The sequence below is a fragment of the Leclercia sp. W17 genome, from assembly GCF_003336325.1.
In the GTDB taxonomy this organism is placed as follows: Bacteria; Pseudomonadota; Gammaproteobacteria; order Enterobacterales; family Enterobacteriaceae; genus Enterobacter.
The window spans coordinates 3,030,595-3,050,420 of record NZ_CP031101.1 but is presented as its reverse complement, the minus strand read 5'-3'; the positions used below and the strand labels follow the sequence as shown (position 1 = coordinate 3,050,420).

Here is a 19,826-nt window from a genome sequence, read left to right as displayed (position 1 = left end):
CAAGGGAGAAATAAACGAGGCACCGTGAGGTGCCTGTTGGGTGAAAAAGAGTCGTGACGCTAGTGTCGCCGGTACTCATTTTCCTGGTAGTCACTGGATTCTATTTTTGCAATACCGGCTTCTAAAATAGAAATAAACTGACGTGCGACATCTGTGGTTAACCACAACGTCTGCCCAACTTCCGCTTCTTCGGTGTCAGGGTGATTTGGGGTCTGGTAATGCAAACGCAGCATCAGTGCGTCGTAGCTATCTACAGTGCTGATATCCCAGCCTACAAGCGGATGGGTCTGGATGACTTCATTATTCTTTTCCATCATAACCCCCTGAATACGTGTTAAAAAGATAACGACTGTGAGGTTCAATGCGTGTTTTTCTGAAGCAATTTCAGTATATCAATAAATAAGGCTTCTGAAGGGAAAAAGAAACAGGCAGTCCAAAATATTTATGCGTTTTAGGATTGTTTGAACATTAAAACATCACCTTGCCGATGATTTTTGACAGAGTCAGTCAGAATATTCGTGCTTTTGACGTGAAAAGAGGAAAAAAAGCCGGGGCGACCCGGCAAAAAAACACAATGAAGGAGAAATTTAATCGGTAATAAACCAGTCGTCAGCGCTCTCCCAGGTTTCCTGTAAAATTTCGCTGATGCGCTCTTTATCATCTTTTGCGCCACCGATGACCGAGAGATTGTTTGACCCCGCATAACGCACGGTGACGGCACCTTCGCGTTCGGGAAAGGAGTTGTTTATACGGCGGGATAATTCACCCGCCAGTGCATCCAGCGCACCAGCAGGCAAAGGCGTTGTTCTGGCAATGGTCACTTCAATACGCATAATTGCCCCCTGTGTTATATACTGTGTATTTATACAGTTATATTGTTGAACTTACAACAGGGGGCAAACAATTTTTAACGCTTCACCGTCCACTGAACGGTTTCACCTGCGAGGAAGGGGATCAGGGTGTCGTCGGTCAGGGGGATAGACTCCGCGACGCTGCTCTCTTCGCGCACCAGCTCAACAAAGCTCTCATTCACTGGCAGACCATAGAAACGCGGCCCGTTCAGGGAGCAGAACGCCTCGAAATGTTGCAGGGCATTCATCTCGTCAAATACCTGCGCGTAGCTGGCAAGGGCGGTCGGGGCGTTAAAGCAGCCTGCACAGCCGCAGCTGGCCTCTTTCCGATGACGGGCATGGGGCGCGGAGTCGGTGCCGAGGAAGGCGCGCTCAAAGCCGCTGGCAACTAGTTCGCGCAGCGCCTGCTGGTGGACATTGCGTTTGAGGATCGGCAGGCAGTACAGGTGCGGACGCACGCCGCCCACCAGCATATGGTTGCGGTTGAACATCAGGTGCTGCGGGGTGATAGTGGCCGCCAGAAGCTCATTGCCATCACGCACGTACTCCGCGGCATCTTTGGTGGTGATGTGTTCAAACACCACTTTCAGACCCGGCAGGCGCTGGCGCAGCGGCTCCATCACGGTTTCGATGAAGCGGGCTTCACGGTCGAAAATGTCGATGTCGGCGTGAGTCACTTCGCCGTGTACCAGCAGCGGCATCCCCAGTTTTTCCATACGCTCCAGCACCGGCATAATCGCGTCAATGCTGGTGACACCGTGGCTGGAGTTGGTGGTGGCGTTGGCCGGATAGAGTTTGGCGGCGGTAAAGACCCCTTCGCTAAAGCCGCGCTCAATCTCATTCGGATCGAGCGTGTCGGTCAGATAACAGGTCATCAGCGGGGTAAAGTCGTGGCCGGCAGGCACGGCATCAAGAATGCGCTGGCGATAGGCGATCGCCGCATCGACCGTGGTGACCGGCGGCACCAGGTTTGGCATGACAATCGCGCGGCCATAAATTTCACTGGTATACGGCACGACGGTTTTCAGCATATCGCCATCGCGAAGATGGATATGCCAGTCGTCTGGGCGGCGGATTTTCAAAACCTGGGATTGTGCAGTCATGGATAGGCTCCGGCTGAGTGAGATGATTTTTGCCGGACACAAAGAATAGGGGGAAACGTTTTCGTTTGCACTCTTTTCTGTAAAAAAAGGCGCCGAAGCGCCTCACAGGTTAATCGACGAAGGGGATGACAATCTCACCCGGCTTCACTTCGATACCTTTTGCATATTTTTTCGCCAGCGCTTCGCCCTGGCTGTTGTCTTCGCTCAGGATATAAGCCGGCTGGTGATTAAAGTAGTTTTGCAGGGACTGGTTCAGGTACGGCATCAGCGTCTGCAGAACCGGTTTCATCTTCTCCGGCGAGACCACAGCGTCGGTGATCTCCATCTGTTGCAGGTAGATGGCGCCCTGATCCTTATTGAAGACCGGCAACGCTTTTAACTTCAGCTTGATATTGGCTTTCTGGCTGCCGAACAGCGAATTCATATCCAGACTGGCATCGCCGGAGAGCATCACTTTGTTTGGCTCTTCGCGGCCAATCTGGCTGGCAAGATTGCTCAGGACGATATGCGCATCGGCGACGCCGGGCACACCGATATCTTTCGCAAAGTTATTGCGCTTCTGCAGGGCCTGGTTGATCTCCTGTTCACTGACCGTGTACTGGGTGAGCTGATTACAACCAACCAGCAGACCGCTGATGATCAACGCAGTGGCAATAACAATCTTTTTCATGGTTTTCCTCGACATACTGGCGCTTCAATCCTGACGCGCAAGTATGTCAGGGGACTGTCCCTCAGACCAGCAGAATAAACTGATAACGGCGAAGAACAGGAATAGTGCCTGAAACCCGGTCAGGCTCCGGGCTCCAGCACGCCGGGTGCAGCGCGCTTGTGGCTGAACTGCCAGCCCAGCGCGAAGAAGGTGGTTACCCCAATCAACGTCAGCATCACCCACGGCAGTTCAGGCTGGTTAAAGGCTTTCCCGGCATCGAATAACCAGCCGCCCCCGGCATAGCCCAGCGCGCCACCAATTGCCAGACCGAGACGGCTGAAGCCCATATAGCTGCCTCGCGCGCGCGGATCGGCCAGCTCGGCGCTCAGCGTTTCACGGGCGGGTTCGGCGATGATGGAGCCGATATAGAAGGTGCAAATCAGCATAAACAGCTGTTGCAGGGAGCTCACCATCCCAATGGGCAGCATGCTCAGAGACATCAGCAGCAGGCCCGCCATCAGGCGATGCTCCAGGCGGAAGCGTTTTTCGCTCCAGCGGGCAATAGGGTAGAGGAGGGTGAGGGAGAGGCAGGCCTCAATGGCGTACATCCACTTCACCGCCGCTGGCGAGCCGGCAATATCGTTAACCATGATCGGCAGCATCAGCATCACCTGTACGCCGAGCATGTAATAGCCCGCCAGGGTCAGCACATAGGTGATAAAGCGTTTGTCGCGCCAGACGCGATCGAGCCCCTCCCGTACCGGCGCTTTGACGGTAGAGAGCTTCCAGGCGGGCAGCAGCCAGGCGTTAAAGGCCGCACACAGAATAAACAGCACTGCACCCGTGGCGCAGACCAGCCGAAAATCGTACTGCAACAGCCAGCTTCCCAGCAGCGCCCCCACCACCGCGCCCGCGCTGTCCTGCATCATCAGCAGCGAGAAAAAACGCCCGCGATGCCGGGGACGGATCAGCTTCACAACAAGCGCCGTGCGCGGCGGATCGAACAGCGTGCCGCCCAGCCCGGAAACAATACAGGAGACCCATAGCAGCCAGGGCTCATGGGCAATCGCCATGGTGGCAAAACCCGCCGCCCGCAGCAGCATGCCGGTGACAATCATCGGTTTGGCACCAAAGCGGTCGGCAATCGCACCGCCAAACACCCCCAGCCCCTGCTGGACAAACTGGCGCAGCCCCAGCGCAATGCCGACCATTAACGCTGCCCAGCCCATCTGATCGACAAAGCGAATGGAGATGAGCGGAAAAACGACAAAAAAGCCGAGTACAACCAGCATGTTATCAACAAGCAGGAAATATTTACCCAGGCTCCGGGCCTGTGAGATATGGGACATTTCCCCTCCAGGGAAATATACCCGTCATACTTCAAGTTGCCGGTGCGTTGGCCTCCTCGCTCACCCCTGTCACTTACCGGAGTAAGCTCTAGGGGATTCGCTGCGTCGCCGCCTTCCTGCAACTCGAATTATTTAGGGTATCAAGATAATGAGCGCGCTAATATTTTGCGGTTTCGCCGGGTTTTTTCCCACTGCGCAGGCGACAATATTTTTTTATCAAAAAGGCACTTTGATTGAGGGTTTTCATCGAAAAATGTGAAAAGTCTTCAAAATGGTATGTCGCTGTTTTCCCAGACGGCAGCGGCGCAGGTATAGTAAAGCTAACGGGTCAAGGTTGTAACATGAAGGAGTTGTATCCATGTTTGGCTATCGCAGTAATGTGCCGAAAGTGCGTCTGACGACCGACCGGCTGGTGGTTCGCCTCGTGCATGAGCGTGATGCCTGGCGTCTGGCGGACTACTACGCTGAGAATCGTCAGTTTTTAAAACCCTGGGAACCCGTGCGGGATGAGAGCCACTGCTATCCTTCCGGCTGGCAGGCCCGGCTGAGCATGATTGCCGAGTTTCACAAGCAGGGCTCGGCGTTCTACTTTGCTCTGCTGGATCCCGATGAAAAAGAGATCATCGGCATCGCCAACTTCTCTAACGTAGTGCGGGGCTCGTTTCATGCCTGCTATCTGGGGTACTCCATCGGGCAAAAATGGCAGGGGCAGGGGCTGATGTTTGAGGCGCTGACCTCGGCAATCCGCTATATGCAGCGGACCCAGCATATGCACCGCATTATGGCCAACTATATGCCGCACAATCAGCGCAGCGGCGGTCTGCTGGCGCGCCTCGGATTTGAAAAGGAGGGCTACGCCAAAGATTACCTGCTGATTGACGGCGAATGGCGCGATCATGTCCTGACGGCGCTGACAACCAAAGAGTGGAGCGCGGGGCGCTAAGGAACAGAGATGAAATATCAGTTAAGCGCCACTGAAGCGCGCGTCATTGGCTGCCTGCTGGAGAAGCAGGTCACGACGCCGGAGCAGTATCCGCTCTCGGTAAATGCGGTCACCCTGGCCTGTAACCAAAAAACCAACCGTGAACCGGTGATGAACCTTGCCGAACATGAGGTACAGGATCTGCTGGATGCACTGGTGAAACGCCACTACCTGCGCACCGTCAGTGGTTTTGGCAATCGCGTCAACAAATATGAGCAGCGTTTTTGCAACTCCGAGTTTGGCGCCCTGAAGCTAAACTCCGCCGAAGTGGCGCTGATCGCCACCCTGCTGCTGCGCGGAGCGCAGACCCCTGGCGAGCTGCGCACCCGGGCGGCGCGCATGCATGAATTCGCCGATATGCAGGAGGTGGAGCAGACCCTCGAAGGCCTGGCGGCAAGAGAAGATGGCCCGTTTGTCCTGCGTCTGGCGCGCGAACCCGGCAAGCGTGAAAGCCGCTATATGCATCTCTTCAGCGGAGAGGTTGAAACCGTCGCCGCCGTCGTTGAGGCAGCGGCTCCCGCCACGGACGAAACCTTACTGGCCCGCGTTGAAGCGCTGGAAAACGAAGTCGAAGAACTGAAGCAGCGCCTCGATTCGCTGCTGGCACATCTGGGAGATTAACGGTGACAAAATTACGTGTGGGCGTGGTAGGGCTGGGTGGGATCGCCCAGAAAGCCTGGCTGCCGGTGCTGAGCGCCGCATCAAACTGGACATTGCAGGGGGCATGGTCGCCCTCGCGGGATAAGGCGATCAGGATCTGTGAATCGCTGCGTATGCCTTACTATGAGTCGTTGCAGGATCTGGCCCGCGCCTGTGATGCGGTCTTTGTCCATACTTCCACCGCCACCCATTACCAGGTGGTTAGCGAGCTACTGCATGCCGGGGTGCATGTCTGTGTTGATAAACCGCTGGCGGACAATCTGGCTGACGCCGAGCGCCTGGTCGATCTCGCCGCGCAGAAGAAGCTCACCCTGATGGTCGGCTTTAACCGTCGCTTTGCGCCGCTCTATCAGCAGATGAAAACCCAGCTGCACGGTGCGGCATCGCTGCGCATGGATAAGCATCGCGCCGACAGCGTCGGCCCCAACGATCTGCGTTTTACCCTGCTGGATGATTATCTGCATGTGGTGGACACCGCGCTGTGGCTGGCGGGAGATAATGCGCGTCTTACCGGCGGCACGCTGCAAACCAACGAGCAGGGGGCGATGATCTATGCCGAGCACCATTTCAGCGCGGACAATATGCAGATCACCACTTCCATGCACCGCCGGGCAGGCAGCCAGCGGGAGTGGGTCCAGGCGGTAACGGACGGCGCGCTGCTGGACGTGACCGATATGCGCGAGTGGCGCGAAGAGCGGGGCGCTGGAGTGGTTATGCCAGCTATTCCTGGCTGGCAGAGCACCCTGGAGCAGCGTGGTTTTGCGGGCTGCGCGCGCCACTTTATTGAATGCGTGCAAAATCAGACGGTTCCTGAAACCTCGGGTGAACAGGCGATCCGTGCCCAGCGCATCGTGGAGAAGCTCTGGCGCGATGCCATGAGCGAATAACCCTCTGTAACATCTGCCCATAGCAATTCCTGTTTTTACGAGTAGACTAGGCGCGTTTTGCGTTTTCCAGGCCGGGTACGCATAGCGTCACCCGGCGAAATTACGCCTGCTTTGCAGGCGTTTTGTTTCAGGTAGTGGAAGCTCACGTTAATGAACCTATTAAAATCGCTGGCCGCCGTCAGCTCGATGACCATGTTTTCGCGCGTGCTGGGTTTTGCGCGCGACGCCATTGTGGCGCGGGTCTTTGGCGCAGGGATGGCCACTGACGCCTTTTTTGTCGCATTCAAACTGCCCAACCTGCTGCGTCGAATTTTTGCCGAAGGCGCCTTTTCCCAGGCGTTTGTGCCTATCCTCGCGGAATATAAAAGCAAGCAGGGTGAAGACGCCACCAGGATCTTTGTCGCGTATGTGTCGGGGCTGTTGACCCTCGCGCTGGCCATCGTCACCGTGATTGGGATGCTGGCGGCGCCCTGGGTGATTATGGTCACCGCCCCCGGCTTTGCCGATACCGCCGACAAGTTTGCCCTGACCACGCAGCTGCTGCGCATCACCTTTCCTTATATTCTGCTGATCTCCCTGGCGTCGCTGGTCGGGGCCATCCTCAACACCTGGAACCGCTTCTCGGTACCGGCCTTTGCGCCGACCTTCCTTAACGTCAGCATGATCGGCTTTGCGCTGTTTGCCGCGCCGCACTTCCATCCGCCAGTACTGGCGTTGGCCTGGGCGGTGACGGTGGGGGGCGTGCTCCAGCTGGCGTATCAGCTGCCGCACCTGAAGAAAATCGGCATGCTGGTGCTGCCACGCATTAACCTGCGCGATGCCGGGGCGATGCGGGTGGTGAAGCAGATGGGGCCGGCGATCCTTGGCGTGTCGGTGAGCCAGATTTCACTCATCATCAACACCATCTTCGCCTCCTTCCTCGTCTCCGGGTCGGTATCCTGGATGTACTACGCCGATCGCCTGATGGAGTTTCCCTCCGGGGTGCTGGGGGTGGCGCTGGGTACGATCCTGCTGCCGTCACTCTCCCGCAGTTTCGCCAGCGGCAACCATGATGAATACTGCCGCCTGATGGACTGGGGGTTACGCCTCTGCTTCCTGCTGGCGCTGCCAAGCGCCGTGGCGCTGGGGATCCTGGCGAAACCACTCACCGTCTCCCTGTTCCAGTACGGTAAATTTTCCGCGTTTGATGCCGCCATGACCCAGCGGGCGCTGGTAGCCTATTCCGTCGGGCTGATAGGGCTTATCGTGGTAAAAGTGCTGGCTCCGGGCTTCTATTCGCGTCAGGACATCAAAACCCCGGTGAAAATCGCCATTGTGACGCTGATTATGACCCAGGTGATGAACCTTGCGTTTATCGGCCCGTTGAAGCATGCCGGTCTGTCGTTATCCATCGGTCTGGCGGCCTGTCTCAACGCCGGGCTGCTCTACTGGCAGCTGCGTAAACAGCAGATCTTTACTCCGCAGCCGGGCTGGTCGCGCTTCCTGCTGCGCCTGGTGATTGCGGTGCTGGTGATGGCGGCCGCGCTGGTGGGGATGCTCTACGTAATGCCGGACTGGTCTCTGGGCACCATGCCGTATCGTCTGCTGCGCCTGATGGCGGTCGTGCTGGTGGGGGTAGTGGCCTACTTCGCCACCCTCGCGGTGCTGGGCTTTAAGGTGAAAGAGTTTACCCGCCGCACGGCGTAACGCAAAAAAAGGGGAGCGCCTGTCGGTGCTCCCCATTCCTGTGGCTATCGCCTGATTAAATCGAAACTTTCTTTCCACCGCTGCGTGAGCTGGCTGTCTGGCCATCGGCGCCATACAGTCCTGTCTCCTGATGCGGCTTAAGCACGGCAAGCGCCTGCTGGTTACGAAGGATTTGCCCTTCCAGTAACCACCCGTTGTGCTGATTCAGATCGCGCAGATGCTGCGTTTTTTCAGTAATAGTTTGCCAGCGTTCGACGACATCATCATTTGCACTATGGCGCGCGGATTGCTCGCTGCGTCGCTGCTGTTCAAGGTAATCCAGCGTGGCCAGCAGTGAGCTTTTATCTTCTGTAATGCGCTGCAGCGCGCTGCCATGAACATTTCCGGCAGAGAGCTGCTGCTGTTCGGCGTCCATGACCGTTTTCAGGTCGTTCAACACGACCGTCATTTGATCCATTATTTCCGTCAGACGACTCATACAGTGGTTACTCTAAGAAACTTTGCGCATCCTGGATCAGCGCATCAGCGATTTTACTGGTATCCATTTTCAGCTCGCCATTGCGGATGGCGGTTTTCAGCGCTTCAACACGCTCCATGTTGATATCGTTGCTACCAGGCTGCATCAGTTTCGCCTGGGCATCGCTCAGCGTGACGCTGGTGCTGTTGGCGGTCGCCGATTTTTGCGGGCGAGTCTTTGCAGTGGCAGTGTCATTCATTTCGCGCGGTTGAACTGGGCTAACCGGCTTCAGGGGCGATGTACGATCAATGCTCATTATATTGTCCTCATCGAGGGTTCGCGGCGTTGGCGCCTGACATCATCATTAAGTTACTTCTATATCGGCAGCCGCCGCATAATCTTTAAAAAGATTATAGGTTAATCAGAATATTCCCATCAGGATCCACCGTTCCGCTCACCACCTGGCCCGAAGACATTCTCACCCGGGCGTTTTGCGCAACCGCCGCATTGTTTAGCGCCTGACCTTCACCGTTAACGCTAAAGCCGTCGCCGCTGGCGATAACCATAACCCGCTGCCCCGCTTTGATCCGCCAGGACTGACGCAGCATCGATAGCTGCAAAGGCTGCCCTGGCACCAGATCGCGCAGGCTGACGGCATTCTGCACCTGGTGAATATCCAGGATGGCCCGGGGTGGAAGCTGATCCAGCCTGCCGCGCTTCAGCGTCACGCTGTCCGGCTGCAGGGCGGCACCCCGGGGGATACTCCGGGACGCGACAACATAATCGCCCGTTGCCTGAACTGCAACCTGTATAAATCGTTTTTCATTGCCACATCGTGCGGTAACGCTGACGTTGCCCCACAGCTTCGTGTTGCCGAGAACGCTGAATGCAGGCGTCTCGCACGAAGGACGCATGCTGGCGGGTGTGCGAACCTGCACCGAAACCTCATCGCTGAACCCCGCCAGCCGCTGGGCAAAAAATTCCGTCAGCTGGGCGTCAAGATCCTGCGCCTGCGTGAGGGCGCTCCAGAGGAGCAGGGTTGCGGTGAAACCACGTTTGAGTGCCATATCGCCCGTTACCGTCGGTTTAATGATGAGCAGAATTCTACCTGTAGCGGTTTGCCATCAACGCAATAAATAGCGACGCATTTTGTGCTTATTCCGTCGATGAAGTAGACGGGGTGAGATTTAAGCTATCCACTGAAATTTTGCCATCAGCGGAGGAGACATGCTCGATAAACTCGACGCCGCGCTACGTTTTCAGCAGGAAGCGCTCAATTTACGCGCCCAGCGTCAGGAGATTCTGGCCGCCAATATCGCTAACGCCGACACCCCCGGGTTTCAGGCGCGCGATATCGATTTTTCCAGTGAATTAAAGAAAGTGATGGAGCGCGGTCGGGCCGAAAATAGCGGTGTCGCCCTTGCGCTGACGTCTGCACGCCACATTCCCGCACAGACCGTGACCACCCCGAGTATCGATTTACTTTATCGCATTCCCGATCAGCCATCCCTGGACGGTAACACCGTCGATATGGACCGGGAGCGTACGCAGTTCGCCGATAACAGCCTGCAGTACCAGATGGGGCTGACCGTTCTCGGCGGGCAGATTAAAGGCATGATGAATGTTCTGCAGGGAGGCAATGGTTAATGGCCTTACTCAATATCTTTGATATCGCGGGTTCAGCCCTGACCGCGCAATCGCAACGACTGAACGTCGCCGCCAGTAACCTGGCGAACGCCGACAGCGTGGCGGGTCCGGACGGACAACCTTACCGCGCCAAACAGGTGGTGTTCCAGGTCGATGCCGCACCGGGCGCCGCAACCGGCGGGGTGAAAGTTGCCAGCGTAATTGAGAGCCAGGCGCCGGACAAGCTGGTCTACGAGCCGGGCAACCCGCTGGCCGACGCCAACGGCTACGTCAAAATGCCGAACGTGGATGTGGTAGGCGAGATGGTGAACACCATGTCAGCGTCCCGCAGCTATCAGGCCAACGTTGAAGTACTGAACACCGTGAAGAGCATGATGCTTAAAACGCTCACTCTGGGCCAGTAAAGGAGAGATCAATGTCCATTGCAGTCAATGTAAATGACAGGTCGAGTGCCACAGGCGTCAGCGGCACTACCGGCAACAGTTCGCTTACCGGCAGCAACGCGTCCGATCTGCAAAGCAGCTTCCTGACGCTGCTGGTCGCACAGCTGAAAAACCAGGATCCAACCAACCCGATGCAGAACAACGAACTGACCACGCAGCTTGCGCAGATCAGTACGGTGAGCGGCATCGAGAAACTGAACACCACGCTGGGTTCTATTTCCGGGCAGCTCGACAGCAGCCAGTCGATGCAGGCCAGCACGCTGATTGGTCATGGCGTGATGATCCCGGGCTCCACCATTCTGGCAGGCAGTAGCAGCACCGACGACACCAGCACCACCTCCACCACGCCGTTTGGTGTTGAGCTGCAGCAGAGCGCCGATAAAGTGACCGCCACCATCACCGACAGAAACGGTGCGGTGGTTCGCACTATTGATATCGGCGAACTGAAAGCCGGTGTTCATACCTTTACCTGGGACGGCACGATGACCGACGGCAGCAGTGCGCCAAATGGTTCGTATAACGTTGCTATCTCCGCCAGCAGCGGCAGTACGCAACTGGTGGCCCAGCCACTGCAGTTCGCGATGGTGCAGGGTGTGATCCGCAGCAGCAACGGTAACACGCTGGATCTGGGGACTTACGGTACAACTACGCTCGACGAAGTTCGGCAGATTATATAAGCCTTAACCTTTATCAGGAGTAACAAATGGCCTTTTCACAAGCGGTCAGCGGCCTGAATGCTGCAGCCACTAACCTCGACGTCATTGGTAACAACATTGCCAACTCCGCGACCTATGGCTTTAAGTCTGGTAGCGCGTCGTTCGCAGATATGTTCGCCGGTTCCAAAGTCGGTCTGGGCGTAAAAGTCGCTGGGATCACCCAGGACTTCAGCGACGGTACCACCACCAACACCGGTCGTGGTCTGGATGTGGCGATCAGCCAGAACGGTTTCTTCCGTATGCTCGACAGCAACGGTTCCGTCTATTACAGCCGTAACGGCCAGTTCAGCCTGGATGAAAACCGCAACCTGGTAAACATGCAGGGTCTGCAGGTGACCGGCTATCCGGCAGCTGGCAGCCCGCCAACGGTACAGACCGGCGCGAACCCGCAGCCGATCACCATTCCTAACAATCTGATGTCGGCAAAAGCGACCACCACAGCAGCGCAGCAGATTAACCTGAACTCCACCGACAGCGTGCCGACCATTCCGTTTGACGTGACCAACGCCAACCCGGATTCAGACAGCTTCAACAAGAAAGGCACCATCACCGTTTACGACAACCAGGGTAACGCCCACAACATGTATGTCTACTACGTGAAAACGGCAGACAACAAATGGGATCTCTATACCCAGGACGGCAGTGCTGCTAACGGTAAAATTTCTAAAGCGGCGCAGATGAACTTCGACGGCAACGGTAACCTGGAAGGTATCTACGAGTACAATCCCACCACCGGTGCGCTGAGAGCCACCAAAAATGACAACCCGTCCATCGAAGTGACCTCCGAGCCACTGAGCGGCGCACCGGCGGTGACCTTCACCCTGAGCTTCCTGAACTCCATGCAGCAGAACACCGGGGCGAACAACATCGTGGCGACCAACCAGAACGGCTACAAGCCGGGCGACCTGGTGAGCTATCAGATCAACGACGACGGCACCGTGGTAGGTAACTACTCCAACGAACAGAACCAGGTGCTGGGTCAGATCGTACTGGCAAACTTCGCCAACAACGAAGGTCTGCAGTCAGAAGGTAACAACGTCTGGTCTGCCACGCAGTCTTCAGGCGTGGCGCTGCTGGGCACCGCAGGTTCCGGTAACTTCGGTACCCTGACCAACGGCGCGCTGGAAGCCTCCAACGTCGACCTGAGTAAAGAGCTGGTCAATATGATCGTCGCGCAACGTAACTATCAGTCGAACGCGCAGACCATCAAAACCCAGGATCAGATCCTCAACACGCTGGTTAACCTCCGCTAAGTGGCTGACGGGATAGATTAATGGATCACGCAATATATACCGCGATGGGCGCCGCCAGTCAGACGCTCAATCAGCAGGCCGTCACCGCCAGCAACCTGGCGAACGCCTCGACGCCGGGCTTTCGCGCGCAGCTCAATGCGATGCGCGCCGTCCCGGTGGAAGGGCTCTCCCTGCCGACGCGTACGCTGGTGACCGCCTCCACCCCGGGAGCCGATATGACGCCCGGGCAGATGGACTACACCTCGCGCCCGCTCGATGTGGCGCTGCAGCAGGACGGCTGGCTGGCGGTTCAGACCGCAGACGGCGGCGAAGGCTACACCCGTAACGGGAACATCCAGGTGGACGCGGTCGGGCAACTGACCATCCAGGGACGTCCGGTTATTGGTGAAGGTGGCCCGATCACCGTGCCGGAAGGCTCGGAGATCACCATCGCGGCCGACGGCACCATCTCCGCCCTGAACCCGGGCGATCCGCCAAACACCGTCGCGCCGGTTGGCCGCCTGAAGCTGGTAAAAGCCGAAGGTTTTGAAGTGCAGCGTGGCGACGACGGCATGTTCCGTCTGACCCAGGCGGCGCAAGCTACCCGTGGCGCGACGTTACAGGCTGACCCAACCATTCGCGTCATGTCTGGCGTGCTGGAAGGCAGTAACGTTAAGCCGGTGACCGCGATGACCGACATGATCGCCAGCGCCCGCCGTTTTGAAATGCAGATGAAGGTGATTTCCAGCGTTGATGAAAACGCCAGTCGCGCCAACCAACTGCTGTCAATGAGTTAACAGGACTACTTATGATCAGTTCTTTATGGATCGCGAAAACCGGCCTCGACGCGCAGCAAACCAATATGGATGTCATCGCCAACAACCTGGCGAACGTCAGCACCAATGGGTTTAAGCGTCAGCGTGCGGTTTTCGAAGATTTGCTTTATCAAACCATTCGCCAGCCAGGAGCGCAGTCGTCTGAACAGACTACGCTGCCTTCCGGTCTGCAGATTGGTACCGGTGTTCGCCCGGTAGCGACTGAACGTCTGCACAGCCAGGGTAACCTCTCCCAGACCAACAACAGCAAAGACGTGGCGATCAAGGGCCAGGGCTTCTTCCAGGTGCAGCTGCCTGACGGGACCTCTGCCTATACCCGTGACGGTTCGTTCCAGGTGGATCAGAACGGCCAGCTGGTGACCGCGGGCGGTTTCCAGGTGCAGCCGGCGATCACCATTCCGGCGAACGCCCTGAGCATTACCATCGGGCGTGACGGGATCGTGAGCGTGACCCAGCAGGGCCAGGCCGCGCCGGTGCAGGTTGGCCAGCTCAACCTGACCACCTTCATGAACGACACCGGACTGGAAAGCATCGGTGAGAACCTGTACATCGAAACCCAGTCCTCCGGCGCGCCGAACGAGAGCACACCGGGTCTGAACGGTTCAGGTCTGCTCTATCAGGGGTATGTGGAAACCTCAAACGTCAACGTCGCGGAAGAGCTGGTGAATATGATCCAGGTCCAACGCGCGTACGAAATTAACAGTAAAGCAGTGTCGACGACCGACCAGATGCTGCAGAAACTGACGCAACTCTAAGGTGTAGCCCGGTTCGGTTCACGCCGCACCGGCTCCCTGTTTTCGAAGATGAAGGCAATGCAAAAACACGCGGCGATTCGTTATCCGATAGTGACTCTCCTGGCCGTTACCCTCAGCGGTTGCGCCTGGGTTCCGTCTCAACCTTTGGTGCAGGGTGCGACTTCCGCCCAACCCATTCCTGGCCCGACGCCGGTAGTGAATGGCTCAATTTTCCAGACCGCGCAGCCGATTAACTACGGTTATCAGCCGCTGTTTGAAGACCGTCGCCCACGCAATATCGGCGATACGCTGACCATCCAGCTGCAGGAAAACGTCAGCGCCAGTAAGAGCTCGTCGGCGAATGCCAGCCGCGACGGGAAAACTAATTTTGGCTTCGACACTGTGCCGCGCTATCTCGAAGGACTCTTCGGTAACGCGCGCGCCGATGCCGAGGCGTCTGGCGGCAACTCCTTTAACGGTAAAGGCGGCGCCAATGCCAGCAACACCTTTAGCGGCACGTTGACGGTGACCGTCGACCAGGTGCTGGCGAACGGCAATTTACATGTAGTGGGTGAAAAACAGATCGCCATCAACCAGGGCACGGAATTCATTCGCTTCTCCGGTGTGGTTAACCCTCGCACCATCAGCGGCTCCAACACCGTACCGTCCACCCAGGTGGCCGATGCGCGCATTGAGTATGTCGGCAACGGCTACATCAATGAGGCGCAGAATATGGGCTGGTTGCAGCGTTTCTTCCTTAACTTATCACCGATGTAATCGAGGTGACCTATGTTTAAATCCCTCTTCGGGTTACTGCTGGTGCTGGTGGCGACCTGTGCCCAGGCCGACCGTATTCGCGATCTCACAAGCGTACAAGGTGTGCGGGAAAACTCACTGATCGGTTACGGTCTGGTCGTGGGGCTTGACGGAACGGGTGACCAGACCACCCAGACGCCGTTCACGACCCAGAGTCTGAATAATATGCTCTCCCAGCTCGGCATCACGGTGCCCGCCGGGACCAACATGCAGCTGAAAAACGTGGCGGCGGTAATGGTTACCGCCTCTTTCCCGGCCTTTGCGCGCCAGGGGCAAACCATCGACGTGGTGGTTTCCTCTATGGGGAATGCGAAAAGCCTGCGCGGCGGGACTCTGTTGATGACCCCCCTGAAAGGGGTGGATAGCCAGGTGTATGCCCTGGCGCAGGGTAATATCCTTGTCGGCGGGGCGGGTGCCTCCGCAGGCGGCAGCAGCGTGCAGGTCAACCAGCTTAACGGCGGCCGTATTACCAACGGGGCGGTTATTGAGCGTGAACTGCCAACCCAGTTCGGCAGCGGCAACACCATTAACCTGCAGCTGAATAATGACGACTTCACCATGGCGCAGCAGATTGCGGATACCATCAACCGCAACCGTGGCTACGGCAGCGCCACCGCGCTGGATGCCCGCACCGTGCAGATCCGCGTCTCCAGCGGCGGCAGTAACCAGGTGCGTCTGCTGGCGGATATCCAGAATATGGAAGTGAACGTCACGCCGCAGGATGCCAAAGTGATCATCAACTCCCGCACCGGCTCGGTGGTGATGAACCGTGAGGTGACGCTGGACAGCTGCGCCGTGGCGCAGGGCAACCTGTCGGTGACCGTCAACCGCTCGGCTAACGTCAGCCAGCCAGATACGCCGTTTGGCGGCGGTGAAACGGTGGTGACGCCGCAGACCCAGATCGATTTGCGTCAGAGCGGCGGCTCGCTGCAGAGCGTGCGCTCCAGCGCCAACCTGAACAACGTGGTACGTGCCCTGAATGCGCTGGGTGCCACCCCAATGGATCTGATGTCGATTCTGCAATCCATGCAGAGCGCGGGCTGCCTGCGCGCCAAACTGGAAATTATCTGATGCTGACCGATAGCAAACTGCTGAGCAGCGCAGCCTGGGATACCCAGTCGCTCAACGAACTGAAGTCTAAAGCGGGCAAAGATCCGGCGGGCAATATCCGCCCGGTTGCCCGCCAGGTGGAGGGGATGTTTGTCCAGATGATGCTGAAAAGCATGCGTGAAGCCCTGCCAAAAGATGGCATCTTCAGCAGCGACTCCACGCGTCTGTATACCAGCATGTATGACCAGCAGATTGCGCAGCAGATGACTGCCGGTAAAGGGTTAGGACTTGCCGATGTGATCATTAAGCAGATGGCGGCCGCGCAGGGCGTGCCGCCAGAAGAGGCACCGCAGCAGGTGCCGATGAAGTTCGATCTGGAAAGGGTCACCAGCTATCAAAACCAGGCCCTGACGCAGATGGTGCGTAAAGCGGTGCCGAAGGTGCCTGAGAGCAATGATGAACCCCTCACCGGCGACAGCAAAGACTTCCTGGCGCAGCTCTCCCTGCCGGCGCGTCTCGCCAGCCAGCAGAGTGGGGTGCCGCATCACCTGATCCTCGCCCAGGCGGCGCTGGAGTCGGGCTGGGGACAACGGCAGATCCGCCGTGAGAACGGTGAGCCGAGCTTTAACATCTTTGGGGTGAAGGCCTCGGGGAGCTGGAAAGGGCCGACTACCGAGATCACCACCACCGAGTATGAAAACGGCGAAGCGAAGAAGATCAAAGCCAAATTCCGCGTCTACAGCTCCTATCTCGAGGCACTTTCAGACTATGTCGGCCTGTTGAGTCGTAACCCGCGCTATGCGGCCGTGACCCAGGCTGCGACGGCAGAGCAGGGTGCGCAGGCGTTGCAGAACGCGGGTTACGCCACCGATCCACAGTATGCCCGCAAGCTGACCAGCATGATTCAGCAGCTGAAAGCGATGGGTGAGAAGGTCAGCAAAGCCTACAGCAACGATATCGAAAATCTGTTCTGAAAGTTCTCAAGTCCGGCTGGGGCCTGCCGATAATCTCCAGCAGGACTCATGTCTGAAAGTATAAAAGGAACCCCCATGTCCAGTTTGATCAACAGCGCCATGAGTGGCCTCAGTGCAGCCCAGGCTGCGCTGAATACCGCCAGTAATAACATTTCGAGCTACAACGTGACGGGCTATACCCGTCAGACGACGGTGCTGAGCGCCTCAAACAGCACCCTGACAGGCGGCGGTTGGGTTGGCAACGGCGTGTATGTCTCTGGGGTACAACGCGAATATGATGCATTCATCACCAACCAGCTGCGTACCGCGCAGAACCAGAGCAGTGCCCTGACGACCCGCTACCAGCAGATGTCCAAAATTGACGATATTCTCTCTGGCAGCACCAACAGCCTGGCGACCACCCTGCAGGGCTTCTTTACCAGTCTGCAGACCCTGGTGAGCAACGCCGAAGATCCGGCGGCGCGCCAGACGGTACTGGGCAAGGCTGATGGCCTGGTGAACCAGTTCAAGGTGAACGATCAGTATCTGCGCGATCAGGATAAGCAGATCAATACTGCCATCGGCACCAGCGTTGATCAGATGAACAACTACGCTAAACAGATTGCCAACCTGAACGATCAGATTTCCCGTCTGACCGGCGTGGGTGCGGGCGCGTCCCCGAACAATCTGCTCGACCAGCGTGACCAGCTGGTGAGCGAGCTGAACCAGATCGTGGGTGTTGAAGTCTCCGTTCAGGATAGCGGCACCTATAACGTCTCCTTTGGCAATGGCTACAACCTGGTTCAGGGCAGCACCGCTAATCAGCTGGCGGCCGTGAAGTCCAGCGCCGATCCATCCCGTACCACGGTGGCGTTTGTTGACGGCACCTCCGGCCCCGTTGAGATCCCGGAAAAACTGCTGACCAGCGGCTCTCTGGGCGGCATGTTGACCTTCCGTACCGAAGAGCTCGACGCGGCACGCAACACCCTTAACCAGCTGGCGCTCTCTTTCGCTAACGAGATGAACAGCCAACACGCAAAGGGCTTTGATCCAGAAGGTAACGCTGGCGGTGAGTTATTTAAAATTGGTGCTCCCGCGGTACTGGGAAACACCAAAAATACCGGCTCGGCCTCCGTCACTGCCGCCATTAACGTGGCAGACAGCGCTAAAGTACAGGCTACCGACTACAAGATGGAGTTTGACGGCGGCAGCTGGAAGATCACCCGCCTCTCGGATAAAACCACGGTTAAGCCAGTTGATGACGGCAAAGGTAACTTGTCCTTTGATGGCCTGACGGTGAACGTATCGGGCACGGCGAATAACAAAGACAGCTTTATCGTTAAGCCTGTCGTCAATGCCATCGTCAATATGGATGTGGCGATCAGCGATGAGTCAAAACTGGCTATGGCCTCTGAAGAGAAAGGCGGCGAAAGTGACAACCGCAACGGCCAGGCGCTGCTGGATCTGCAAAGCAGCAAAGTGGTCGGCGGCAATAAAACCCTTAACGACGCCTATGCCTCGCTGGTCAGTACCGTCGGCAGCAAAACCGCGACGCTGAAAACCAGCAGCACCACCCAGGCAAACGTGACGACGCAACTGAGCAACCAGCAGCAGTCGATCTCCGGGGTTAACCTCGATGAAGAGTATGGCAATCTCCAGCGCTACCAGCAGTACTACCTGGCCAATGCCCAGGTGCTGCAAACCGCCAGCACGCTCTTTGACGCGTTAATCAATATTCGCTAAGGCCGAGGTGAACGATGCGTATTAGCACCCAGATGATGTATGAGCAGAACATGCGAGGGGTCACCGAATCCCAGAGTAAGTGGCTGAGCTACGGTGAGCAGATGTCCACCGGTAAACGTGTTAACCGTCCTTCGGACGATCCAATTGCCGCCTCGCAGGCGGTTGTTATTTCTCAGTCACAGGCACAAAACAGCCAGTATACACTCGCCCGTTCTTTTGCCACGCAGAAGGTATCTCTGGAAGAGAACGTGCTGGGCCAGGTGACCACGGCGCTGCAATCGGCACAGGAAAAGATTGTCTATGCAGGCAACGGTACTCTGAGTGATAACGACCGCAACTCGCTCGCCACCGATTTGCAGGGTATTCGCGATCAGCTGTTGAACCTGGCGAACAGCACCGATGGCAACGGTCGCTATATTTTTGCTGGCTATAAAACCGATGCTCCGGCATTTGATCAAGCTACTGGCGAGTATGCTGGCGGCGATACGCCAATCAGTCAGCAGGTCGATTCTGCACGTACCATGCAGATTAGCCATATCGGTAGCGACGTGTTTGAATCCTTTACCAGTAATGCCGCACCAGAGCCGGGTGACGCTACGCCAGAAAAAAATATGTTTAAAATTCTGGATAATGTGATTGCTGCGCTGAAAACCCCGGTTGAAGGCGATCAGGATAAAGCCGATCAGATGACGTTGGATATTGATAAGGCAAACCGCGGATTGCGTAATTCACTGGACAATGTGCTGACTGTGCGCGCCGATCTCGGAACTAAACTGACCGAGCTGAGTTCGCTCGATTCCCTGGGCAGTGACCGGGCGTTAGGATTAACCCAGCAAATGAGCGACCTGGTGGACGTTGACTGGAACTCAGCTATCTCCTCTTATGTGATGCAGCAGGCGGCGCTTCAGGCATCTTATAAAGCATTCAGCGATATGCAGGGTATGTCCCTGTTCCAGCTGAATAAATAACTGACTTGACCTTTAGAACATGGCTTGAAACTGGTTATGTTCTGTATGCCCAATCCGTTTTGCG

General features: G+C 57.0%; 23 protein-coding genes. 15 read left to right on the top strand and 8 right to left on the bottom strand.

Features of this window, described 5'->3' with window-relative positions; translation table 11 throughout:
- Nucleotides 1-59 precede the first annotated feature (59 nt).
- From bssS to mdtH, 5 genes are all read right to left on the bottom strand, one after another.
- The gene (bssS, locus tag DVA44_RS15175) at nucleotides 60-314 is read right to left on the bottom strand and encodes a biofilm formation regulator BssS (protein ID WP_103179063.1); all 255 of its coding nucleotides are present in this window, start codon (nucleotides 312-314) and stop codon (nucleotides 60-62) included.
- A 273-nt stretch (nucleotides 315-587) separates the two neighbouring features.
- A complete protein-coding gene (gene dinI, locus DVA44_RS15170; RefSeq protein WP_103823692.1) occupies nucleotides 588-833 on the bottom strand; it encodes a DNA damage-inducible protein I in 246 nt (81 codons plus the stop codon).
- Between the two features lie 74 nt (nucleotides 834-907).
- Complete coding sequence (gene pyrC / locus DVA44_RS15165) at nucleotides 908-1,954, bottom strand: dihydroorotase (protein ID WP_114388431.1); 1,047 nt, start codon at nucleotides 1,952-1,954, stop codon at nucleotides 908-910.
- A gap of 109 nt (nucleotides 1,955-2,063) precedes the next feature.
- The gene (locus DVA44_RS15155; RefSeq protein ID WP_114315358.1) at nucleotides 2,064-2,624 is read right to left on the bottom strand and encodes a lipoprotein; all 561 of its coding nucleotides are present in this window, start codon (nucleotides 2,622-2,624) and stop codon (nucleotides 2,064-2,066) included.
- 119 nt (nucleotides 2,625-2,743) lie between these two features.
- Nucleotides 2,744-3,952, bottom strand: coding sequence for a multidrug efflux MFS transporter MdtH (gene mdtH / locus DVA44_RS15150; protein WP_103179067.1), 1,209 nt, complete (start codon nucleotides 3,950-3,952; stop codon nucleotides 2,744-2,746).
- A gap of 358 nt (nucleotides 3,953-4,310) precedes the next feature.
- Here mdtH and rimJ point away from each other — a divergent pair, with 358 nt between their 5' ends.
- The 4 genes from rimJ to murJ all read left to right on the top strand — a co-directional run bounded on the left by rimJ (nucleotide 4,311) and on the right by murJ (nucleotide 8,167).
- On the top strand, nucleotides 4,311-4,895 hold the full coding sequence (rimJ, locus tag DVA44_RS15140; RefSeq protein ID WP_103179068.1) for a ribosomal protein S5-alanine N-acetyltransferase: 585 nt from the start codon (nucleotides 4,311-4,313) through the stop codon (nucleotides 4,893-4,895).
- Between the two features lie 9 nt (nucleotides 4,896-4,904).
- Nucleotides 4,905-5,555, top strand: coding sequence for a YceH family protein (locus DVA44_RS15135; protein WP_114387440.1), 651 nt, complete (start codon nucleotides 4,905-4,907; stop codon nucleotides 5,553-5,555).
- A gap of 2 nt (nucleotides 5,556-5,557) precedes the next feature.
- Nucleotides 5,558-6,481: a Gfo/Idh/MocA family protein gene (locus DVA44_RS15130; RefSeq protein WP_114387439.1), complete on the top strand. Its 924-nt coding sequence runs from the start codon at nucleotides 5,558-5,560 to the stop codon at nucleotides 6,479-6,481.
- 150 nt (nucleotides 6,482-6,631) lie between these two features.
- Nucleotides 6,632-8,167 carry a murein biosynthesis integral membrane protein MurJ gene (gene murJ, locus DVA44_RS15125; protein ID WP_114387438.1) on the top strand — a complete coding sequence of 512 codons (1,536 nt, stop codon included), beginning with the start codon at nucleotides 6,632-6,634 and terminating at the stop codon, nucleotides 8,165-8,167.
- Between the two features lie 55 nt (nucleotides 8,168-8,222).
- Here murJ and flgN read toward each other — a convergent pair whose 3' ends face one another.
- The 3 genes from flgN to flgA all read right to left on the bottom strand — a co-directional run bounded on the left by flgN (nucleotide 8,223) and on the right by flgA (nucleotide 9,691).
- Nucleotides 8,223-8,645 carry a flagella biosynthesis chaperone FlgN gene (gene flgN / locus DVA44_RS15120; protein WP_114387437.1) on the bottom strand — a complete coding sequence of 141 codons (423 nt, stop codon included), beginning with the start codon at nucleotides 8,643-8,645 and terminating at the stop codon, nucleotides 8,223-8,225.
- Between the two features lie 7 nt (nucleotides 8,646-8,652).
- On the bottom strand, nucleotides 8,653-8,940 hold the full coding sequence (gene flgM, locus DVA44_RS15115; protein WP_103179073.1) for a flagellar biosynthesis anti-sigma factor FlgM: 288 nt from the start codon (nucleotides 8,938-8,940) through the stop codon (nucleotides 8,653-8,655).
- Between the two features lie 94 nt (nucleotides 8,941-9,034).
- Nucleotides 9,035-9,691: a flagellar basal body P-ring formation chaperone FlgA gene (gene flgA / locus DVA44_RS15110; protein WP_114387436.1), complete on the bottom strand. Its 657-nt coding sequence runs from the start codon at nucleotides 9,689-9,691 to the stop codon at nucleotides 9,035-9,037.
- 160 nt (nucleotides 9,692-9,851) lie between these two features.
- On the opposite strand from flgA, the gene flgB reads away from it, so the two are divergent.
- The 11 genes from flgB (at nucleotide 9,852) to flgL (ending at nucleotide 19,762) form a co-directional block, all read left to right on the top strand.
- Nucleotides 9,852-10,271 carry a flagellar basal body rod protein FlgB gene (flgB, locus tag DVA44_RS15105; RefSeq protein ID WP_103179075.1) on the top strand — a complete coding sequence of 140 codons (420 nt, stop codon included), beginning with the start codon at nucleotides 9,852-9,854 and terminating at the stop codon, nucleotides 10,269-10,271.
- Nucleotides 10,271-10,675 (top strand): flagellar basal body rod protein FlgC, encoded by a 405-nt coding sequence (flgC, locus tag DVA44_RS15100; RefSeq protein ID WP_103179076.1) that lies wholly within the window; start codon nucleotides 10,271-10,273, stop codon nucleotides 10,673-10,675. Before flgB ends, flgC begins: the two co-directional genes overlap by 1 nt.
- Before the next feature lie 11 nt (nucleotides 10,676-10,686).
- Nucleotides 10,687-11,391 (top strand): flagellar hook assembly protein FlgD, encoded by a 705-nt coding sequence (gene flgD, locus DVA44_RS15095; RefSeq protein WP_114387435.1) that lies wholly within the window; start codon nucleotides 10,687-10,689, stop codon nucleotides 11,389-11,391.
- A gap of 26 nt (nucleotides 11,392-11,417) precedes the next feature.
- Nucleotides 11,418-12,683, top strand: coding sequence for a flagellar hook protein FlgE (gene flgE, locus DVA44_RS15090; RefSeq protein ID WP_114387434.1), 1,266 nt, complete (start codon nucleotides 11,418-11,420; stop codon nucleotides 12,681-12,683).
- A gap of 20 nt (nucleotides 12,684-12,703) precedes the next feature.
- On the top strand, nucleotides 12,704-13,459 hold the full coding sequence (locus DVA44_RS15085; RefSeq protein ID WP_103179079.1) for a flagellar basal body rod protein FlgF: 756 nt from the start codon (nucleotides 12,704-12,706) through the stop codon (nucleotides 13,457-13,459).
- 11 nt (nucleotides 13,460-13,470) lie between these two features.
- Nucleotides 13,471-14,253 (top strand): flagellar basal-body rod protein FlgG, encoded by a 783-nt coding sequence (flgG, locus tag DVA44_RS15080; RefSeq protein ID WP_032617536.1) that lies wholly within the window; start codon nucleotides 13,471-13,473, stop codon nucleotides 14,251-14,253.
- A 57-nt stretch (nucleotides 14,254-14,310) separates the two neighbouring features.
- Entirely contained in the window at nucleotides 14,311-15,009 is a 699-nt protein-coding gene (flgH, locus tag DVA44_RS15075) for a flagellar basal body L-ring protein FlgH (RefSeq protein ID WP_039028917.1), read from the top strand.
- 12 nt (nucleotides 15,010-15,021) lie between these two features.
- On the top strand, nucleotides 15,022-16,119 hold the full coding sequence (locus tag DVA44_RS15070; RefSeq protein WP_114387433.1) for a flagellar basal body P-ring protein FlgI: 1,098 nt from the start codon (nucleotides 15,022-15,024) through the stop codon (nucleotides 16,117-16,119).
- Nucleotides 16,119-17,072: a flagellar assembly peptidoglycan hydrolase FlgJ gene (gene flgJ / locus DVA44_RS15065; protein ID WP_114387432.1), complete on the top strand. Its 954-nt coding sequence runs from the start codon at nucleotides 16,119-16,121 to the stop codon at nucleotides 17,070-17,072. The genes DVA44_RS15070 and flgJ overlap by 1 nt, the downstream gene beginning before the upstream one ends.
- A 75-nt stretch (nucleotides 17,073-17,147) precedes the next feature.
- Nucleotides 17,148-18,794 (top strand): flagellar hook-associated protein FlgK, encoded by a 1,647-nt coding sequence (flgK, locus tag DVA44_RS15060; RefSeq protein WP_114387431.1) that lies wholly within the window; start codon nucleotides 17,148-17,150, stop codon nucleotides 18,792-18,794.
- A 14-nt stretch (nucleotides 18,795-18,808) separates the two neighbouring features.
- Nucleotides 18,809-19,762: a flagellar hook-associated protein FlgL gene (gene flgL, locus DVA44_RS15055; protein ID WP_103823707.1), complete on the top strand. Its 954-nt coding sequence runs from the start codon at nucleotides 18,809-18,811 to the stop codon at nucleotides 19,760-19,762.
- Nucleotides 19,763-19,826 lie beyond the last annotated feature (64 nt).